Genomic DNA, 15,590 nt, shown 5'->3' with positions numbered 1-15,590 from the left:
CCCCGCCCGACACGCCGGGCCACGGCATCCGGAACCGGCCTGTCGGCGCCGAACTCCGCACGACGGCACCCGCCGTGCCGGCGCGCACGCCCGGCACCCGCCCGAGGAGCCTCAGGCGGGTCGGCCGGGTCCGTCGACGATCAGGCGCTTGCCGGTCGCCCACGTCTCGAACGGCTCGTACGCGAGCGCGTCGTAGAAGCCGCGGGCCCCGGCGTTGTCGGGGCGCACCATGAGCTGCACCTTGGGGCAGCCCATCTGCTCGAGCAGCCTCTCGGCCTCGGTCACGAGCGCGCGCCCCACTCCCCGCCCCCGGTGCGACGCCGCCGAGGCGAGGTAGTACAGCCACCCGCGGTGGCCGTCGTACCCGGCCATGACGCTGCCGACAACGGTGTCGTCGTCCACCGCGACGAGGAAGAGCTCGGGCTGCACGGTCAGCTTGCGACGGATGTCGGCACGCGGATCGTTCCAGGGGCGCGTCAGACCGGCCTGCTCCCACAGCGCCACGACGGCGTCCTCGTCGGCCGGCGCGAACGCCCGGATGCCGATGGTCATGCGTCCTCACCCTCCATCGCGCGCACGAGCTGCGCGGCATCCGTCGCCCGGACATCGATCGCGCGCGCGTCGGCGTAGCGCCGGAACCACGACACCTGTCGCCGCGCGTAGCGCCGCGTGAGCGCCTGCGTCTGCGCCACGGCGTCGTCGCGCGTGATCTCGCCCTCCAGCTGGGCGAGCGCCTGGGCGTAGCCGATCGCGCGCGAAGCCGTGACTCCTCTCTCGAGGCCCTCGCCGCGCAGGCGCTCGACCTCGTCGACCAGTCCCGCCGCCCACATGTCCTCGACGCGTGCGTCCAGCATCTCGACCAGCTGGGCGCGCTCGACCTGCGTCGAGAGGATGCGCGTCGCCGGATGCCAGAACGCGGGCGCCTCGGGAAGGGCACCGCCGTGGGTCTCGCCGCCCTGGGCCAGCACCTCGAGGGCGCGGACCACGCGCCGCCCGTTGCGCGGGTCGATGTTCGCCGCCGCCACGGGATCCGCTGCCCGGAGCCGTTGGAAGAGCGCGCCCGCGCCCTCGCTCTCGAGCTCGACCTCGAGCCGTGCGCGCAGTTCCTCGTTCCTCGGGGGGAAGCGGAAATCCCACAGCACACCCGAGACGTACAGTCCCGATCCCCCGACCAGGATCGCGTCGGCGCCCCGGGCGTGGATCTCGGCGATCGCTGCGCGGGCGGCATCCTGATACCAGGCCACCGCGGCCTCGTCGGTCACCTCGAGGGCGTCGAACAGGTGGTGCGGGATGCCGCGCCGTTGGTCGATCGGGAGCTTGGCGGTGCCGATGTCCATCCCGCGGTACAGCTGCATCGCGTCGGCGTTGACGATCTCGGCGGACCGCCCCTCGGCGGCGAGCGCCTCGGCGAGGTCGAGCGAGAGATTCGTCTTACCGGTGCCGGTGGCCCCGACGACGGCCCAGAGGGTGGGGCCCTTCACACGCCGACGCGGAGCGTGGGCAGACCGAGCGAGACGGCGCGGGGAGCGCCGGCGTCGCCCGCGGGCGTCGGCACGCCGCACGACTCGGCCTGCGAGCGGTCCCACGCGTCGCCGGCACGCGTCCGGCGGATGCGCAGCGGCGCCCCGTCGACGGCGTCGGCGAGGAGGTGGAAGGGTGCGGCGTGCGTCACGGTCACCGACACCACGTCTCCCGGGCGGGGCACGGCCGAGCCGGCGGGTAGCTCGAAGTGCACGAGGCGGTTGTCTTCGGCGCGGCCGGTGAGGCGGTGGGTCTCGGCATCCTTCTTGCCCTCGCCCGTCGAGACGAGCACCTCGAGCGTGCGGCCGAGCTGCTTCTGATTCTCCTCGGCCGAGATGCGGTCCTGGAGGGCGATGAGGCGCTCGAAGCGCTCCTGCACAACGGCCTTCGGAACCTGATCGGCCATGGTGGCCGCGGGTGTGCCCTCGCGGATCGAGTACTGGAACGTGAAGGCGCTCGAGAAGCGCGACGCCTCGACCACGCGCATGGTCTCGGCGAAGTCCTCCTCGGTCTCACCGGGGAAGCCGACGATGATGTCGGTCGTGATCGCCGCGTTCGGGATCCGCTCGCGCACCCGATCGAGGATGCCGAGGAACTTCTCGCTCCGGTACGACCGGCGCATCGCCTTGAGGATGCGGTCGGAGCCGGACTGCAGCGGCATGTGCAGCTGCGGCATGACCGCGGGGGTCTCGGCCATCGCGGCGATGACGTCGTCGGTGAAGGCGGCCGGATGGGGGCTGGTGAAGCGGATGCGCTCGAGACCCTCGATCTCGCCCGCGGCGCGCAGCAGCTTCCCGAAGGCCAGACGGTCGCCGAACTCGACGCCGTAGGAGTTCACGTTCTGGCCGAGGAGGGTGACCTCGATCGCGCCGTCGTCGACGAGCAGACGGATCTCGTTGAGGATGTCGCCGGGTCGGCGGTCCTTCTCCTTGCCGCGCAGGCTCGGCACGATGCAGAACGTGCAGGTGTTGTTGCAGCCGACCGAGATCGACACCCACCCGCTGTGGACCGAATCGCGCTTCGTGGGAAGGGTCGAGGGGAAGATCTCGAGCGACTCGAGGATCTCGAGCTCCGCCTCGCCGTTGTGACGAGCGCGCTCGAGCATGCCGGGCAGGGACCCCATGTTGTGCGTGCCGAAGACGACGTCGACCCACGGCGCCTTCTGCTGGACGGCGTCTTTGTCCATCTGCGCGAGGCAACCGCCGACGGCGATCTGCATGCCGGCGTGCGCGTCCTTACGCGACTTGAGGTGGCCGAGCGTGCCGTAGAGCTTCCCGGCGGCGTTGTCGCGAACCGCGCAGGTGTTGATGACGACGACGTCTGCTTCGACGCCCGCCTCGGCGCGCACATAGCCGGCGCTCTCGAGCGAGCCGCTCAGACGCTCGGAATCGTGCACGTTCATCTGGCACCCGAAGGTGCGGACCTCGTAGGTGCGCGCTCCCGCCTCTCCCTGTGCGGCGGCGGAGGGCGCGATGAGCGTCGGTGTGGAGACGGGGGTGGTCATGATGCGAGCAATTCTAAAGCCCGCACCCTCCAGCGGCCGCTCCGCCCGCCGCGGGACGCGTTTCGCAAAACGCTCATCCCCTTTCGCTACACGTCCTAGCGGGCTTCATAGCAGATCGATAGTGTGTCCCCCACGCTGACCCGTCCGCCTGCGGGGTGATCCGGGGGGAGAACTATGCGGACAGAGCAGGCGACGATGTGGTCGCACGCACTCATCGGCTCGGACAGGGATGCCGCTGACCTCGCACGGCGAGTGGAGGACGGCGCCTCGCTGCTGATCGCCGGCCCGAGGGGCAGCGGCCGCAGCTTCGTCCTGAGAGCGATCGGGGCGGAACTGGAGACGCGGGGCGCCTCGGCCCTGGTGGTCCGCCCGTCCGCCGCCCTGACGTCCGTCCCCTTGGCCGCCCTGACGGCCAGCGGCCACGATGAACTGCGGAAACTGGCTGAGGACTCCGCCCACGCCGTGGACGGGGTCCTCCTTCTCGACGATGTCGACGGCATCGACCTCTCCTCGGCCCGCGTCATCGCCCACGCGATCGCGACACGACGCCTCCGGGCCGTCATCGGTCTCCGCACCGCCCGCTCGCGGTCGGTCCACCGTCCGGATGACGCGGATGAGGTCCGGCGGACGATCCTCGACCTGTGGATGGACGGGCTCATCCGCCGACTCGACATGAGCGAGCTCAGCGACGACGACGCCCGACGCATGATCGATCTGTTCCCCGATGTCGAGCTTCTCGACGTCCCGACGCGTGCGGGAATCGTCTGGCGCGCGGACGGATCCCGCACGCTCCTGCGGCAACTGGTGCTGGAAGCCCTTCGAGCGGCTCGCGCGGGACGCGATCCGCTGCGGGCCCTGCGGTCGGTGGCGCGCGACAGCAGGCTGGCCGTGGCCCTCGAGCGTCACGTCGCCGGCTTCGTCCGTGCGGATCTCGAGTGTCTGGCCGGTGTCCGCCGCCTCGCCCACCTCGAACTCGCCGTGGCCACCCGACTCTTCGACCCCGAGGCCGTCGACGCCCTGCTCGCGAGCGGCCTGCTGCACGCCGATTCGACGCCCGAGCGGAGGCTCACGGCCAACGACCTCTTCGCGCTCGAAGCGCACCGCCAACTCGGCGATGCCGCCGTCGAGGCCCTCGTCGAACGCGCGGGGGCGCGGATGCTCGCCGAAGCCGAGCAATGGTGGAGTCCCCCCATCGCCGTCTCCGTCTCGGAGCGGTGGCACCGCCTCGGGATCGATGCATCCGGAGAAGCGGGGTACGCTCCCCCGCTCCGCGCGCGCATCGCCCTGGAGGCCGCGCGCGACGCCAACGACCGCGGTGACCACGCCCATGCCGCCGCCCACGCCCGGCGCGGACTCGCGGCGATGGACGACGCCGCGCTCCAGGTCGAGGCCGATCTGGCGCATCGCAGCGACGCCGATCACGACGACGCGGACGGTCTCACCGATGGCGTCGCTCGGCGACGCGTCGCGCGTCTTCAGGCCCACCGGGCCGCCGCGGGTGTGTCCCCGTCCGCCGATCCCGTTCGAGGGTCGGTCGAACAGGCCGAGGCGGACGCGCAGGTGGAGCGGCTGCTGACGGAGGCGAGCCGTGCCGGCAATGAACTCGATGCGGCGAAAGCCTGCGAGATCGCCACGCTCGCGGTCACGATCACCGCGGCCTCTCCGCTGGAGCGGCTGCGGGCCCTCGTCGCGGCGGGGACCAACGAGGCGGTGCGAGGGCGGTGGGCGGTCGCCCGAGCCTTCTATCGCGACGCGGAACGGATCCTCGACACCCACCCGCGCCCGCGGGGGATCTCCACCCGCGACCGCCTCTCAGCGCTGCTGTTCCTCCTCGCCGGCCATCAGATCGCCGGGGCCGACGGTCTCGACGCCCAGCACCGTCTCGAGCGCGAGCTGGGCCCCGCGGCACGCGAAGGTGGGGTTCCCGAACTCACCGTCGCCGGGATCGCAGCCGCCGTCGCGTTCGCGGGATCGGGTCGTCCGGATCGATCTCATCGCGAGCTCGTCTCCGCGATGAGGCGGGATCCCTCCGCGCTGACCGATCCCGACACCGCGATGATGCGGCTCAGCGTCGCAGAGGAACTGGCGCTCGCGGGGCGTCTCGCCGAGGCGCGGGAGCTCCTCTCCCGCGTCGACGGCGACGGTCCGCTGCTCGTGCGTCGCAGTCGTCTCTACGTCGAGACCACCGTCCTCGTCGGCGAGGGCAGGGTGACGGAGGCCCGGGCCTCGGCTCGCGCGGCCGCCACGTCGAGCCGGGGAAGCAGCGCCGCGGCTCTGCGCATCCGCGATCTGTACCGCCTCGTGAGCCTCGACATCGCGCAGGCGGACGAGATCGACGAGCTGGTCCAGCTGGCGGCCACCACCGACCTGCCCCTCGCGGCGGACGCCGTGCGCCGCGCCTCCGCGTGGTCGGCGAACCGGGACGACGTCGCACCCGTCGACGAGCTGCGTCTGCACGCGCTCTGGTCGCCGGACGATCCGCTCCCCGTGGTCGAGCCCGCTCCGGAACCAGCGGCGGACGCGGCGGTCCTCGCAGCGACTCCCGAGGACCTGACCGCACGCGAGCGTGAGATCGCTCTCCTCGCCCACCAGGGCCTGACGAATCGCGAGATCGCGACGCGTCTGTTCCTTTCCGTGCGCACGGTGGAATCCCACGTCTATCAGGCGCGGTTGAAGGTGGGCGCGGCGTCTCGCCGCGAGCTCGCGCGGATCGTCGCGGCGGACACCGCATCGGAGGAGCCGTCTCCGCCGGCCTGACCGCAGCAGGTCCGCTCCGTGATCCGAAGCGGCGTGATGAGCCCCCGCCCTCGTCCGCGCGGACGGTCGATGCTCGGACGCGCCCCGGAACGGCTGCCGAGGAGTGCGGCGAGCCTTCTCGCGCGCAGACGCCCGGCATCCTCTCGACCGTCGATCGGTCGGGGACGCCGTATGCCGCCGATCAGTCGTCGGGCGTGAAACGTACGCCCGAGGCGGGGCGGGAGAACGATCGCGAGCGGCCGAGGCCGGCCTCCGAGAGCGCGGTCCGCGCGGCTGTCAGGGCGACCGACGAGGGGTATCCGCGTCGCGCCAGTTGCCCCGCCAGGCGCCGCAGCGACGCTTCGTAATCTTTGCCCTCGACACCGCGGACCTTGGACCGGGCGAAGTCGAGCGCGCGCTCGGCGTCGTCGTCGGGAAGCTCGTCGAGGGTGGCGTCCACGATCTCGCGCGGAATCCCGCGCTTGCGCAGCGTCTCGGCCACGGCACGTCGACCGTCTCCGCGACGCTCCACCGCCGACATCGCGAGCTGCTCGGCGAAGGCCGCGTCATCGAGGTAACCCAGATCGATAAATCGGGCGATCAGATCTTCGACGACGGTCTCGTCGACGCCCTCGACGCCCCTGACCACCGTGCGAGCCTCGGACAGGGACAGCGATCGCGACCGGAGCTTGCGCAACAGCACGGCCTCGGCGCGCTCGGCGGCAGCTTCGACATCGGTGGCGGTGTCGGTGTCAGCGTCGTCGGACTCGAGGTCGGGTCCCGAGGAGGCCGCTCTGTCGCCCGCACGGGTGAGGGAGCCGCCCCCGAAGCGTCCGGCGCCCGCCCCACGGCGGGCTCTGGCGGCGCGACCCCGCGACAGGTCGGCGCCCGGAACGGTCCACTCCGCTGCCGACGTCTCGTCCGCGACGGGGTCCGTCCTCAGCGCCCTCAGCCGCGGTCGCCCCGCGGGTGGGTCCGCCGCGGGCTCAGCGCCCGCGGCCTCGGTGGCCGTCCGCCGTCGAGACGGATGCGAGGTCTCCGCGACGCGATCGGATCGCGCCGTGTCGGACCGGCCGAACAGCGGGATGACGGGGGCGAGATCCGCGTCGACGGCACGCAGCGCCCCGGTGCGGGGCGCGCGCTCGTCGCTCGAGCCGGGGTGCGACGCGTCGGTCCGGGAGACATCACCGGCGCGGTCTCCCGGTGCGGAGGAACTCCGGTCGCCCTCGCCGCCGTCGGCGGGCGGGCGACCGGAGCCCCGCGTGTCGTCGATCATCAGGCCGGGCGGCGGGCAGCCAGCTCGTCGTCGGCGGGCGCCACGACAGCCGGGGCTCCACCGATTCCGAGCTTCGCCTTGATCTTGGACTCGATCTCGGCGGCGATGTCGGGGTTCTTGATGAGGAAGTTGCGGGCGTTCTCTTTGCCCTGCCCGAGCTGCTCGCCCTCGTACGTGTACCAGGCACCGGACTTCTTCACGATCGCGTGCTCGACGCCGAAGTCGATCAGACTGCCCTCGCGGGAGATGCCCACGCCGTAGAGGATGTCGAACTCCGCCTGCTTGAAGGGCGGCGCCATCTTGTTCTTGACGACCTTGACGCGGGTGCGGTTTCCGACGGCTTCGGTACCGTCTTTGAGCGTCTCGATACGACGGATGTCGAGGCGGACGGAGGCGTAGAACTTCAGCGCCTTTCCACCGGCCGTCGTCTCGGGCGATCCGAAGAACACGCCGATCTTCTCGCGGAGCTGGTTGATGAAGATGGCCGTGGTCTTGGTGGTGTTCAACCCACCAGTGAGCTTTCGCAGTGCCTGCGACATCAGGCGGGCCTGAAGGCCGACGTGCGAGTCACCCATCTCGCCCTTGATCTCGGCCTCGGGGACGAGGGCGGCGACGGAGTCGATGACGACCAGGTCGATGGCGCCGGAGCGGATCAGCATGTCGGCGATCTCGAGGGCCTGCTCACCCGTGTCGGGCTGCGACACGAGCAGGGCGTCGATGTCGACGCCGAGCTTCTTGGCGTACTCGGGGTCAAGGGCGTGCTCCGCGTCGATGAAGGCGGCGATGCCGCCGGCCCGCTGGGCATTGGCGATCGCGTGGAGGGTCAGGGTCGTCTTTCCCGACGACTCGGGACCGTAGATCTCGATGATGCGGCCGCGCGGCAGACCGCCGATGCCGAGGGCCACGTCGAGGGCGACGGACCCGGTGGGGATGGTCTCGATCGGGGCGCGGTCGTCGCTGCCCAGTCGCATGACCGAGCCCTTTCCGAACTGCCGGTCGATCTGCGCCAGGGCCGATTCGAGGGCCTTTTCGCGCTCTGCGGGTGAGGGCATGACGTCTTCTTTCTGCTCGCGTTCCGGTCGCCTGTAGGCTGTCGCGCCCCCCATCGACGATGGGGGCACCCGACAAGGCGTTCAGGGTGTCGTTCGACGTGATCCACGTTAGGGAGGACCTCCGACATTGATGTCGGAGGACGACCCTTCTGGGGACGAACGGCTCACGAACCCCGTTGTGGAGGAGCCTACGCCTCAATCGAACGTACATTCGACGACACGCCGGAAACAGAGGCCCGAGTCCCGAAGGCTCCCCCCCGACAGCGACAGCGAGGTCAGCCGCGCCGGGGCTCGATCCGACCGACACCGTAGCGGCGGTTCTCGGGGACGTCCGTCTCTGCGCAGAGCGCCAGCCACACGTCTCGAGGGTCGACACCGGCGGCGAGGGCGTCAACGCTCGTCCGTCCGCCGACGGCGGACAGAACGAGGTCGGTCAACAGCGACCCTCCGCGCGCGCCGAACTCATCGGCGACAGCGCGATCGAATTCGCTACGACGCATGGGGCGAACGCGTCGGTGTCGGCGTCAACGAAGCGAGAGCTCGGGCTCGACCGCGGCGACGAGCTCGTCGGGCACCACGTCGGGGAAGGTCTGCAGGCCCTCCAGCACAGAGAGCCGGTCGCCCACCTGACGCATGATCGTGGAGATGGGCACATCGAGCGCCTCGGCGACGGACGCGAGGATCTCGCTCGACGCCTCTTTCTGACCGCGCTCGACCTCGCTGAGGTATCCGAGGGCGACGCTCGCGCGGCTGGCGACCTGACGGAGGGTGCGCCCCTTCTGCTGGCGGAGGTCACGCAGGACTTCGCCGATCTCTTGACGAACCAGGATCATTTGGGGGCCCTCCTCACTGCTGATTCCGTCGCTGCCCGGATGGACAACTGTAAAACACCATCTGTGGTCACCCTAATGCCGCGCGCTGTGCACCGGATGGGAATCGCTGGACGAAACCGGAGTGTGCGATCATTTGTTCCCGCATCCGCCGTCGATACCTCACCGGCGAGGAATCACAGGGCGGCGAGCACCCGACGGATGGCCAGATGGGCCGTCTCGCGGCGGATGCGATCGCGATCGCCGGCGATCACGAGGGAATCCACCCGCGTGCCCAGCGGCGTCGACACCGCGATGTGCACGGTTCCCACTGGCTGACCGTCCTGTTCGTCAGGACCCGCCACCCCGGTCGTCGCCACCCCGACGTCGGCCGGGGAGCCGTCGGCGCCGAGGGCGTCTCGCACCCCGCGCGCCATCTGCCGGGCCACGCGGGGGTGCACGGCACCGTGGGCGTCGAGCAACGCCTGGTCGACGCCGAGCACGCTGTGCTTGAGGTCGGTCGCGTAGGCGACCACTCCCCCGCGCACGACGCGGGACGCTCCCGGGACGTCGACCAGGGACGACACGACGAGCCCACCGGTGAGGGACTCGGCGACCGCGATCGTCCACCCGAGCTCGGCGAGGCGGTCGAGCAGCACCGCGGCGCTCTCGCGCGGATCGCGGACGAGGGTCTCGTCGAGGTCGTCGGGGACGCCGTCGATCATCGGGCGCCCCGCGTCCTGCGGGCGGCGCGCACCTCGGTCACGACGTAGTCGAGGCCCGAGGCGATCGTGAGGACCACGGCGATCGTCATGGTGATGACCGAGACCCACCACACGGTGTCGCGCCAGACGGCCGCGTCGGAGAGACCTGCGAACGGGATCAGGGCGATCGAGAGCGCGATCGCCTGGAAGACGGTTTTGAGCTTGCCCATCCAGGCCGCCGCGAGGACGTGGTCGCTGACGACGATGAAGCGGTAGACGGTGATGCCGATCTCTCGGACCAGGACGACGATCGTCACCCACCAGGGCAACTCGCCGAGGAGGGACAGACCGACGAACGCGACCCCCGTGAGCGCCTTGTCGGCGATCGGGTCGAGGAGCTTTCCCAGGTCGCTGACGATGTCGTAGCGGCGGGCGATGTAGCCGTCGACGCCGTCGGTCGCGATGGCCACGATGAACAGGATCGCCGCCGCCCAGCGCAGCGCGCCGCCGCTGCCGGCGTCGACGAGGAGGAGCACGAGGAACACCGGCGCGCACAGGATGCGCGCGATCGTGATCGCGTTGGGCAGCTGCGGGTGAACGGCCATCAGTCGCGCCCCGTCAGCTGCCAGGCGTCTTCGGAGCCCTCGTCGTCTTCGACGACGGGCAGGCCCTCGAACTGCGCCTCGATGGGGTCGTCGCCGTAGCGGTCGTCATCCCCGGCGGCCGCCGGAGCGGGTGGGGCTTCGTCGCCGCGCAGACGTGCCATGACCGCGGGCAGCTGCTCGTTGGTCACGAGCACGTCGCGCGCCTTCGACCCCTCGGAGGGCCCGACGATCTCGCGCGACTCGAGCAGGTCCATCAGGCGACCCGCCTTCGCGAAGCCGACGCGCAGCTTGCGCTGCAGCATCGACGTCGAGCCGAACTGGGTCGAGACCACGAGTTCCGCGGCCGCGAGCAGCAGCTCGAGATCGTCTCCGATGTCGGCGTCGATCTCCTTCTTCTCCGCCGCGGCCTGCACGTCGGCGCGGTATTCGGGGCGCGCCTGCTGCGTGACGTGGGCGACGACCTTCTCGATCTCCTGCTCGCTCACCCAGGCGCCCTGCACGCGGACCGCCTTGGACGCGCCCATGGGCAGGAACAGACCGTCGCCCTGACCGATGAGACGGTCGGCTCCGGGCTGATCGAGGATGACGCGGGAGTCGGTGACGCTCGTCACCGCGAAGGCCAGACGCGACGGCACGTTGGCCTTGATGAGACCGGTGACGACGTCGACGGAGGGGCGCTGCGTCGCGAGCACCAGATGGATGCCGCTCGCCCGGGCGAGCTGGGTGATGCGGACGATCGAGTCCTCCACGTCGCGCGGCGCGACCATCATGAGATCGGCGAGCTCGTCGACCACGACCAGGAGGTACGGATAGGGCTTGAGCACCCTCTCGCTGCCGGCCGGGAGCTGGATCTCGCCCGCCACGACGGCCTTGTTGAAGTCGTCGATGTGACGGAAGCCGAACGACGCGAGGTCGTCGTAGCGCATGTCCATCTCTTTCACGACCCACTGCAGCGCCTCTGCGGCCTTCTTCGGGTTCGTGATGATGGGCGTGATGAGGTGCGGGACGCCCGCGTACGAGGTCAGCTCCACGCGCTTGGGGTCGATCAGCACCATGCGCACGTCGGACGGCTTCGCGCGCATGAGCAGGCTCGTGATCATCGAGTTGACGAAGCTCGACTTCCCCGAGCCCGTGGAGCCGGCCACCAGGAGGTGGGGCATCTTGGCGAGGTTGGCCACGACGAACCCGCCGCCCACGTCTTTGCCGACGCCGATGGTCATGGGGTGCGTCGACGAGGTGGCGGCATCCGATCGGAGGATGTCGCCGAGCGTCACGATCTCTCGGTCGGCGTTGGGGATCTCGACGCCGATCGCGCTCTTACCGGGGATGGGCGCGAGGATGCGCACCTCGTTGGAGGCGACGGCGTAGGCGATGTTGTTGGTCAGCGCGGTGATGCGCTCGACCTTGACCCCGGGACCGACCTCGATCTCGTACTGCGTGACCGTCGGCCCGCGCGAGAACCCGGTCACGCGCGCGTCGACCTTGAACTGCTCCATCACGCTCTCGATGGCGGCCACGACCGCGTCGTTGGCGGCCGAGCGGGCCTTCGGCGGCGTTCCCGTGGCCAGCGCCGTCACGGCGGGCAGACGGTAGCTGGCGGCGGGCGGTGCGCCCGCGCTGTCGCCACCGAGCCCGGAGATGCCCGGGAGGTCGTCGTCGCCGCCGATGTCGAGGGGCGAGTCGTCGTGCAGGCCGCGTCCGGACGCGGCCCCCGCGAGGGCGCTCGCATCGAACACCTCGGTGAGAGCGTCGGGCGCGGGCGGCAGCGGAGGAGGCGTGGGCGCCTTCGCGCGCGGCGCGACGGGTTCGGGCTCGACCATCGCGGACTCGAACCCGCCCTGCGTCGTTCCCGGCGAGAGCAGCGTCGTGAGGTCGTTGGAGCCGAGGGAGCCGTCGACGTCTTCTTCGCGACCCGACTTGTTGCGACGCCACCAGGGCAGCGACTTCTCACCGCGCTCGTCGTCGGCGTCGCTGTCGGTCGTGTCGACGGGGAGCACCTTCGTCGCCGGGTCGGGGCGCTCGGCGCGATCGACTCCGAACATCCAGGCGTAGAGGTCGCCGAGCCGACGTCCGATGCGGTTCGGCGGCGTCTTGGTGAGGATCAGCACGCTGAGGATCGCGAGAAGCGACAGCGCGATGTAGGCGCCGATGTCGGTGAGGGCGAAGGCGAGCGGCTCGCCCACGATCCACCCCGAGATGCCGCCGGCCGGGCTCAGCGCCGGCAGACCGCCGGCGTTGGGCACCGGGCGTCCGCCGGCGACGTGACAGAACCCGGCGAGGGCCACGACGAATAGACCGAAGCCGATGCCCACGCGACCGTTGTCGTGCACCGAGGCCGGGTGGCGGAAGAGCCAGCCGGCCAGGAGCAGGAGGAGGACGGGCAGCACGAAGGCCACGCGACCGAACAGCGCACCGAAGCTGTAGGCGCTGATGAGCGCGGCCGCCTCGGTGCCGATGAAGAACCATTCCACGACGGCACCGATGACGGCGAGCACGACGAGGAAGAAGGGGAACCCGTCACGGCGCTGATCGCGCTCGAGGTTCTCGGGTCCGAAGGCGCGGAACATGCCGCCGACGCCGTGGGCTACCGCCATCCAGGCGCGGGCGGCGACGGGGGGCTTCTCGGGCTCGTCGACGTAGCGCTTCGGCGCCGGGGCCGAGGCTTTCGATCGCGACGACCCCTTCGCGGGGGCGCGACCGCCGGACGGGGACGAGGTACGAGCCATTCCTCCACGGTAGGCGCGACCTGCGACATTCGCACGGACCGACGCGGGGTTGCGCCCAGCCCGACGGCCGCCGAGACCCGCTCGACCCGCCTCAGCGCAGGCGCTTGACCATCACGTCGCGCCCCATCCCCTTCCGGACCACGGCGAAGCCCTCGGACCGGTACAGCGACACCGCGAAATTGTCGCGCTCGACGCTCAGACTGATGCGCGCGTAGCCCTCGCCGCGGGCGTGGTCGACGAGGCGCTGCAGCAACGCGCGCCCGGTGCCGTGGGCGCGCCAGACGGGCCGCACGCCGATGATGAGCTCGGGCACCCCCGTGCCGACCCAGCCGAACCCGGGCTCGTCGCGCGGCAGCATCCGATACCAGGCCGCACCGATGGGTTCCCCCGTCGGCGACTCCGCGACGAACCCCGCGTCGCCGGGGCGCAGCCAGCCGGCGATGTAGCGCCGGTGCTCGGGGCTGCTGAGCACTTCGTGGCGGGGGCGGGCGCCGCCGGCGCGCCAGTTGGCGGCCTCGACGGTCATGTCAGCGAGGAAGGCGCCGTCGGAACGGAGCGCCGCACGGATCGGGAGACCGGGCATGCCCGCATGATAGCGAGCACGCGACGCCCCCGCGCAGGCCCGCGCTCCCCCGGCCGCGACCGGACGCCCCCGCGGCCGCCCTCCCGCAGCAGGCCGGCAAACGACATCACCGCGCAGGCCCGCACCGCGCCTGCCCGCACGCAGCCGGCCGGCACGCGACACCACCGCACCTGCCCGCGCGCCCCCGGCCGGCACGCGCCGCCCGCGCGCAACCGGCCATTCCCCGCGGACCGCGCCCGGCTTCGCCCGCGCGATCATCCGCCGGAACGACGAAGCGCCGCGAGATGTCCCCGCGGCGCTTCCCCGACGCTTCCCCGACGCTTAGGCCTCGATGACCATCGGCACGATCATCGGGCGACGACGCAGCGACTGGTTCACCCAGCGCCCGATCGTTCGACGCACGACCTGCGAGAGCGCGTGGTTGTCGCGGACTCCCGACTTCGCCGCCTCGGCCAGGGCCGCCGCGATCTTGGGCTTCACGCTGTCGAAGACCTTGTCGTCCTCCGCGACACCGCGCGCGTGGATCTCGGGGCCGGACACGATCTTGCCGGTCGCGGAATCGACGACGACGATGACCGAGATGAAGCCCTCCTCGCCCAGGATGCGGCGGTCCTTCAGGTCGGCATCCGTGATCTCGCCCACCGACGACCCGTCGACGTAGACGAACCCGATGTCGACCTGTCCCACGACCTCGGCGACGCCGTCGCGCAGGTCGACGACCGTGCCGTTCTCGCCGAGGATCGTGTTCTTCTCGGGGATGCCGGTCTCGCGCGCGAGCTTGGCGTTGGCCATCAGGTGGCGGTACTCGCCGTGCACGGGGAGCACGTTCTTGGGCTTGAGGATGTTGTAGCAGTAGAGCAGTTCGCCGGCCGCGGCGTGACCCGAGACGTGCACCTTCGCGTTGCCCTTGTGCACGACCGTCGCGCCGAGCTTCGTCAGCCCGTCGATGACGCGGTAGATCGCGTTCTCGTTCCCGGGGATCTGGCTGGATGCCAGGATGATCGTGTCACCCTCGCCCGGTTCGATCGCGTGGTCGAGGTTGGCCATGCGACTGAGCACGGCCATCGGCTCGCCCTGCGAACCGGTCGACATGTAGACGATCTTGTCGTCGGGGAGGTCGCGCGCCTTCTTGTAGTCGATGAGCACGCCGTCGGGCACGTTCAGGTAGCCGAGGTCGGCGGCGATGCCCATGTTGCGCACCATGCTGCGCCCGAGGAGCGCGACGCGACGCCCGTTCGCGTGCGCGGCGTCGAGCACCTGCTGCACGCGGTGCACGTGGCTCGAGAAGCTCGCGACCACGACGCGGCGGGGCGCCTTGGCGATCACCTGGTCGAGCACGGGGCCGATGCCGCGCTCGGTCGGCGTGAAGCCGGGGACGTCGGCGTTCGTGGAGTCGACGAGGAAGAGGTCGACGCCCTCTTCACCGAGGCGCGCGAACGCCCGCAGGTCGGTGATGCGACCGTCGAGGGGCAGCTGGTCCATCTTGAAGTCGCCCGTGGCCAGCACGAGACCCGCGGGCGTGCGGATCGCGACCGCGAGGGCGTCGGGGATGGAGTGGTTGACGGCCACGAACTCGAGGTCGAAGGGGCCGACCTGCTCGCGCTGCCCTTCCTGCACGGTGAGCGTGTAGGGACGGATGCGGTGCTCTTTGAGCTTCGCCTCGATGAGGGCGAGGGTCAGACCCGAGCCGATGAGGGGGATGTCGCCCTTGAGTTTGAGCAGGTACGGCACGGCGCCGATGTGGTCTTCGTGCCCGTGGGTGAGCACGACGCCGACGATGTCGTCGAGGCGGTGCCTGATCGGCTCGAAGTCGGGCAGGATCAGGTCGACGCCGGGCTGGTGCTCCTCGGGGAACAGCACGCCGCAGTCGACGACGAGGAGCTTGCCCTCGTATTCGAACACGGTCATGTTGCGGCCGACCTCGCCGAGGCCGCCGAGCGGGATGACGCGGAGGGTGCCGGGCGCGAGCTCCGGCGGGTCGTAGACGGTCGTGGGCATGTGAGCCTCCTCGGATACCGCCTCGCGGCATCCCTCTTCGTTTCGGATGCCGTCTCGCGGCATCCTTCTCGTGGCG

General features: G+C 71.0%; 13 protein-coding genes. 1 reads left to right on the top strand and 12 read right to left on the bottom strand.

Going from position 1 to position 15,590, the window contains the following annotated elements:
• Positions 1–111: 111 nt before the first annotated feature.
• From FB047_RS14645 to miaB, 3 genes are read right to left on the bottom strand one after another with little or no spacing between them, the layout of a single operon-like run.
• Positions 112–552 carry a GNAT family acetyltransferase gene (locus tag FB047_RS14645; RefSeq protein WP_136587941.1) on the bottom strand — a complete coding sequence of 147 codons (441 nt, stop codon included), beginning with the start codon at positions 550–552 and terminating at the stop codon, positions 112–114.
• A complete protein-coding gene (gene miaA / locus FB047_RS14640; protein WP_136587940.1) occupies positions 549–1,481 on the bottom strand; it encodes a tRNA (adenosine(37)-N6)-dimethylallyltransferase MiaA in 933 nt (310 codons plus the stop codon). The genes FB047_RS14645 and miaA overlap by 4 nt, the downstream gene beginning before the upstream one ends.
• Positions 1,478–3,025 (bottom strand): tRNA (N6-isopentenyl adenosine(37)-C2)-methylthiotransferase MiaB, encoded by a 1,548-nt coding sequence (miaB, locus tag FB047_RS14635; RefSeq protein WP_136587939.1) that lies wholly within the window; start codon positions 3,023–3,025, stop codon positions 1,478–1,480. The genes miaA and miaB overlap by 4 nt, the downstream gene beginning before the upstream one ends.
• 195 nt (positions 3,026–3,220) lie before the next feature.
• Here miaB and FB047_RS14630 point away from each other — a divergent pair, with 195 nt between their 5' ends.
• On the top strand, positions 3,221–5,782 hold the full coding sequence (locus FB047_RS14630; RefSeq protein ID WP_136587938.1) for a LuxR C-terminal-related transcriptional regulator: 2,562 nt from the start codon (positions 3,221–3,223) through the stop codon (positions 5,780–5,782).
• 181 nt (positions 5,783–5,963) lie between these two features.
• On the opposite strand, the gene FB047_RS17275 is transcribed toward FB047_RS14630, so the two are convergent.
• The 9 genes from FB047_RS17275 to FB047_RS14585 all read right to left on the bottom strand — a co-directional run bounded on the left by FB047_RS17275 (position 5,964) and on the right by FB047_RS14585 (position 15,514).
• A complete protein-coding gene (locus FB047_RS17275) occupies positions 5,964–7,037 on the bottom strand; it encodes a regulatory protein RecX (protein WP_136587937.1) in 1,074 nt (357 codons plus the stop codon).
• Positions 7,037–8,089 carry a recombinase RecA gene (gene recA / locus FB047_RS14620; protein ID WP_136587936.1) on the bottom strand — a complete coding sequence of 351 codons (1,053 nt, stop codon included), beginning with the start codon at positions 8,087–8,089 and terminating at the stop codon, positions 7,037–7,039. Before recA ends, FB047_RS17275 begins: the two co-directional genes overlap by 1 nt.
• 275 nt (positions 8,090–8,364) lie before the next feature.
• Entirely contained in the window at positions 8,365–8,589 is a 225-nt protein-coding gene (locus FB047_RS14615) for a DUF3046 domain-containing protein (RefSeq protein ID WP_136587935.1), read from the bottom strand.
• A 24-nt stretch (positions 8,590–8,613) separates the two neighbouring features.
• Entirely contained in the window at positions 8,614–8,922 is a 309-nt protein-coding gene (locus tag FB047_RS14610; RefSeq protein ID WP_108319449.1) for a helix-turn-helix domain-containing protein, read from the bottom strand.
• Between the two features lie 173 nt (positions 8,923–9,095).
• Positions 9,096–9,623 (bottom strand): CinA family protein, encoded by a 528-nt coding sequence (locus tag FB047_RS14605; RefSeq protein ID WP_136587934.1) that lies wholly within the window; start codon positions 9,621–9,623, stop codon positions 9,096–9,098.
• Positions 9,620–10,207, bottom strand: coding sequence for a CDP-diacylglycerol--glycerol-3-phosphate 3-phosphatidyltransferase (pgsA, locus tag FB047_RS14600; RefSeq protein ID WP_136587933.1), 588 nt, complete (start codon positions 10,205–10,207; stop codon positions 9,620–9,622). The genes FB047_RS14605 and pgsA overlap by 4 nt, the downstream gene beginning before the upstream one ends.
• Positions 10,207–12,933, bottom strand: a complete 2,727-nt coding sequence (locus FB047_RS14595) for a DNA translocase FtsK (protein ID WP_136587932.1) — start codon at positions 12,931–12,933, stop codon at positions 10,207–10,209. The genes pgsA and FB047_RS14595 overlap by 1 nt, the downstream gene beginning before the upstream one ends.
• Before the next feature lie 91 nt (positions 12,934–13,024).
• Entirely contained in the window at positions 13,025–13,516 is a 492-nt protein-coding gene (locus FB047_RS14590; RefSeq protein ID WP_136587931.1) for a GNAT family N-acetyltransferase, read from the bottom strand.
• A 321-nt stretch (positions 13,517–13,837) separates the two neighbouring features.
• A complete protein-coding gene (locus FB047_RS14585) occupies positions 13,838–15,514 on the bottom strand; it encodes a ribonuclease J (RefSeq protein WP_136587930.1) in 1,677 nt (558 codons plus the stop codon).
• Positions 15,515–15,590 lie beyond the last annotated feature (76 nt).

It is taken from the genome of Microbacterium hydrothermale (genome assembly GCF_004854025.1).
Lineage (GTDB): Bacteria > Actinomycetota > Actinomycetes > Actinomycetales > Microbacteriaceae > Microbacterium > Microbacterium hydrothermale.
Note: the sequence above shows the minus strand (reverse complement) of the source record. Positions and strands in the feature narration are given on the sequence as shown.

Excerpts from the sequence above, each read along its gene's own strand:
- FB047_RS14645 (WP_136587941.1), bottom strand. The coding sequence starts at position 552 with ATGACCATCGGCATCCGGGCGTTCGCGCCGGCCGACGAGGACGCCGTC.
- miaB (WP_136587939.1), bottom strand. The coding sequence starts at position 3,025 with ATGACCACCCCCGTCTCCACACCGACGCTCATCGCGCCCTCCGCCGCC.
- FB047_RS14630 (WP_136587938.1), top strand. The coding sequence starts at position 3,221 with ATGTGGTCGCACGCACTCATCGGCTCGGACAGGGATGCCGCTGACCTC.
- FB047_RS17275 (WP_136587937.1), bottom strand. The coding sequence starts at position 7,037 with ATGATCGACGACACGCGGGGCTCCGGTCGCCCGCCCGCCGACGGCGGC.
- recA (WP_136587936.1), bottom strand. The coding sequence starts at position 8,089 with ATGCCCTCACCCGCAGAGCGCGAAAAGGCCCTCGAATCGGCCCTGGCG.
- FB047_RS14615 (WP_136587935.1), bottom strand. The coding sequence starts at position 8,589 with ATGCGTCGTAGCGAATTCGATCGCGCTGTCGCCGATGAGTTCGGCGCG.
- FB047_RS14610 (WP_108319449.1), bottom strand. The coding sequence starts at position 8,922 with ATGATCCTGGTTCGTCAAGAGATCGGCGAAGTCCTGCGTGACCTCCGC.
- FB047_RS14605 (WP_136587934.1), bottom strand. The coding sequence starts at position 9,623 with ATGATCGACGGCGTCCCCGACGACCTCGACGAGACCCTCGTCCGCGAT.
- pgsA (WP_136587933.1), bottom strand. The coding sequence starts at position 10,207 with ATGGCCGTTCACCCGCAGCTGCCCAACGCGATCACGATCGCGCGCATC.
- FB047_RS14595 (WP_136587932.1), bottom strand. The coding sequence starts at position 12,933 with ATGGCTCGTACCTCGTCCCCGTCCGGCGGTCGCGCCCCCGCGAAGGGG.
- FB047_RS14590 (WP_136587931.1), bottom strand. The coding sequence starts at position 13,516 with ATGCCCGGTCTCCCGATCCGTGCGGCGCTCCGTTCCGACGGCGCCTTC.
- FB047_RS14585 (WP_136587930.1), bottom strand. The coding sequence starts at position 15,514 with ATGCCCACGACCGTCTACGACCCGCCGGAGCTCGCGCCCGGCACCCTC.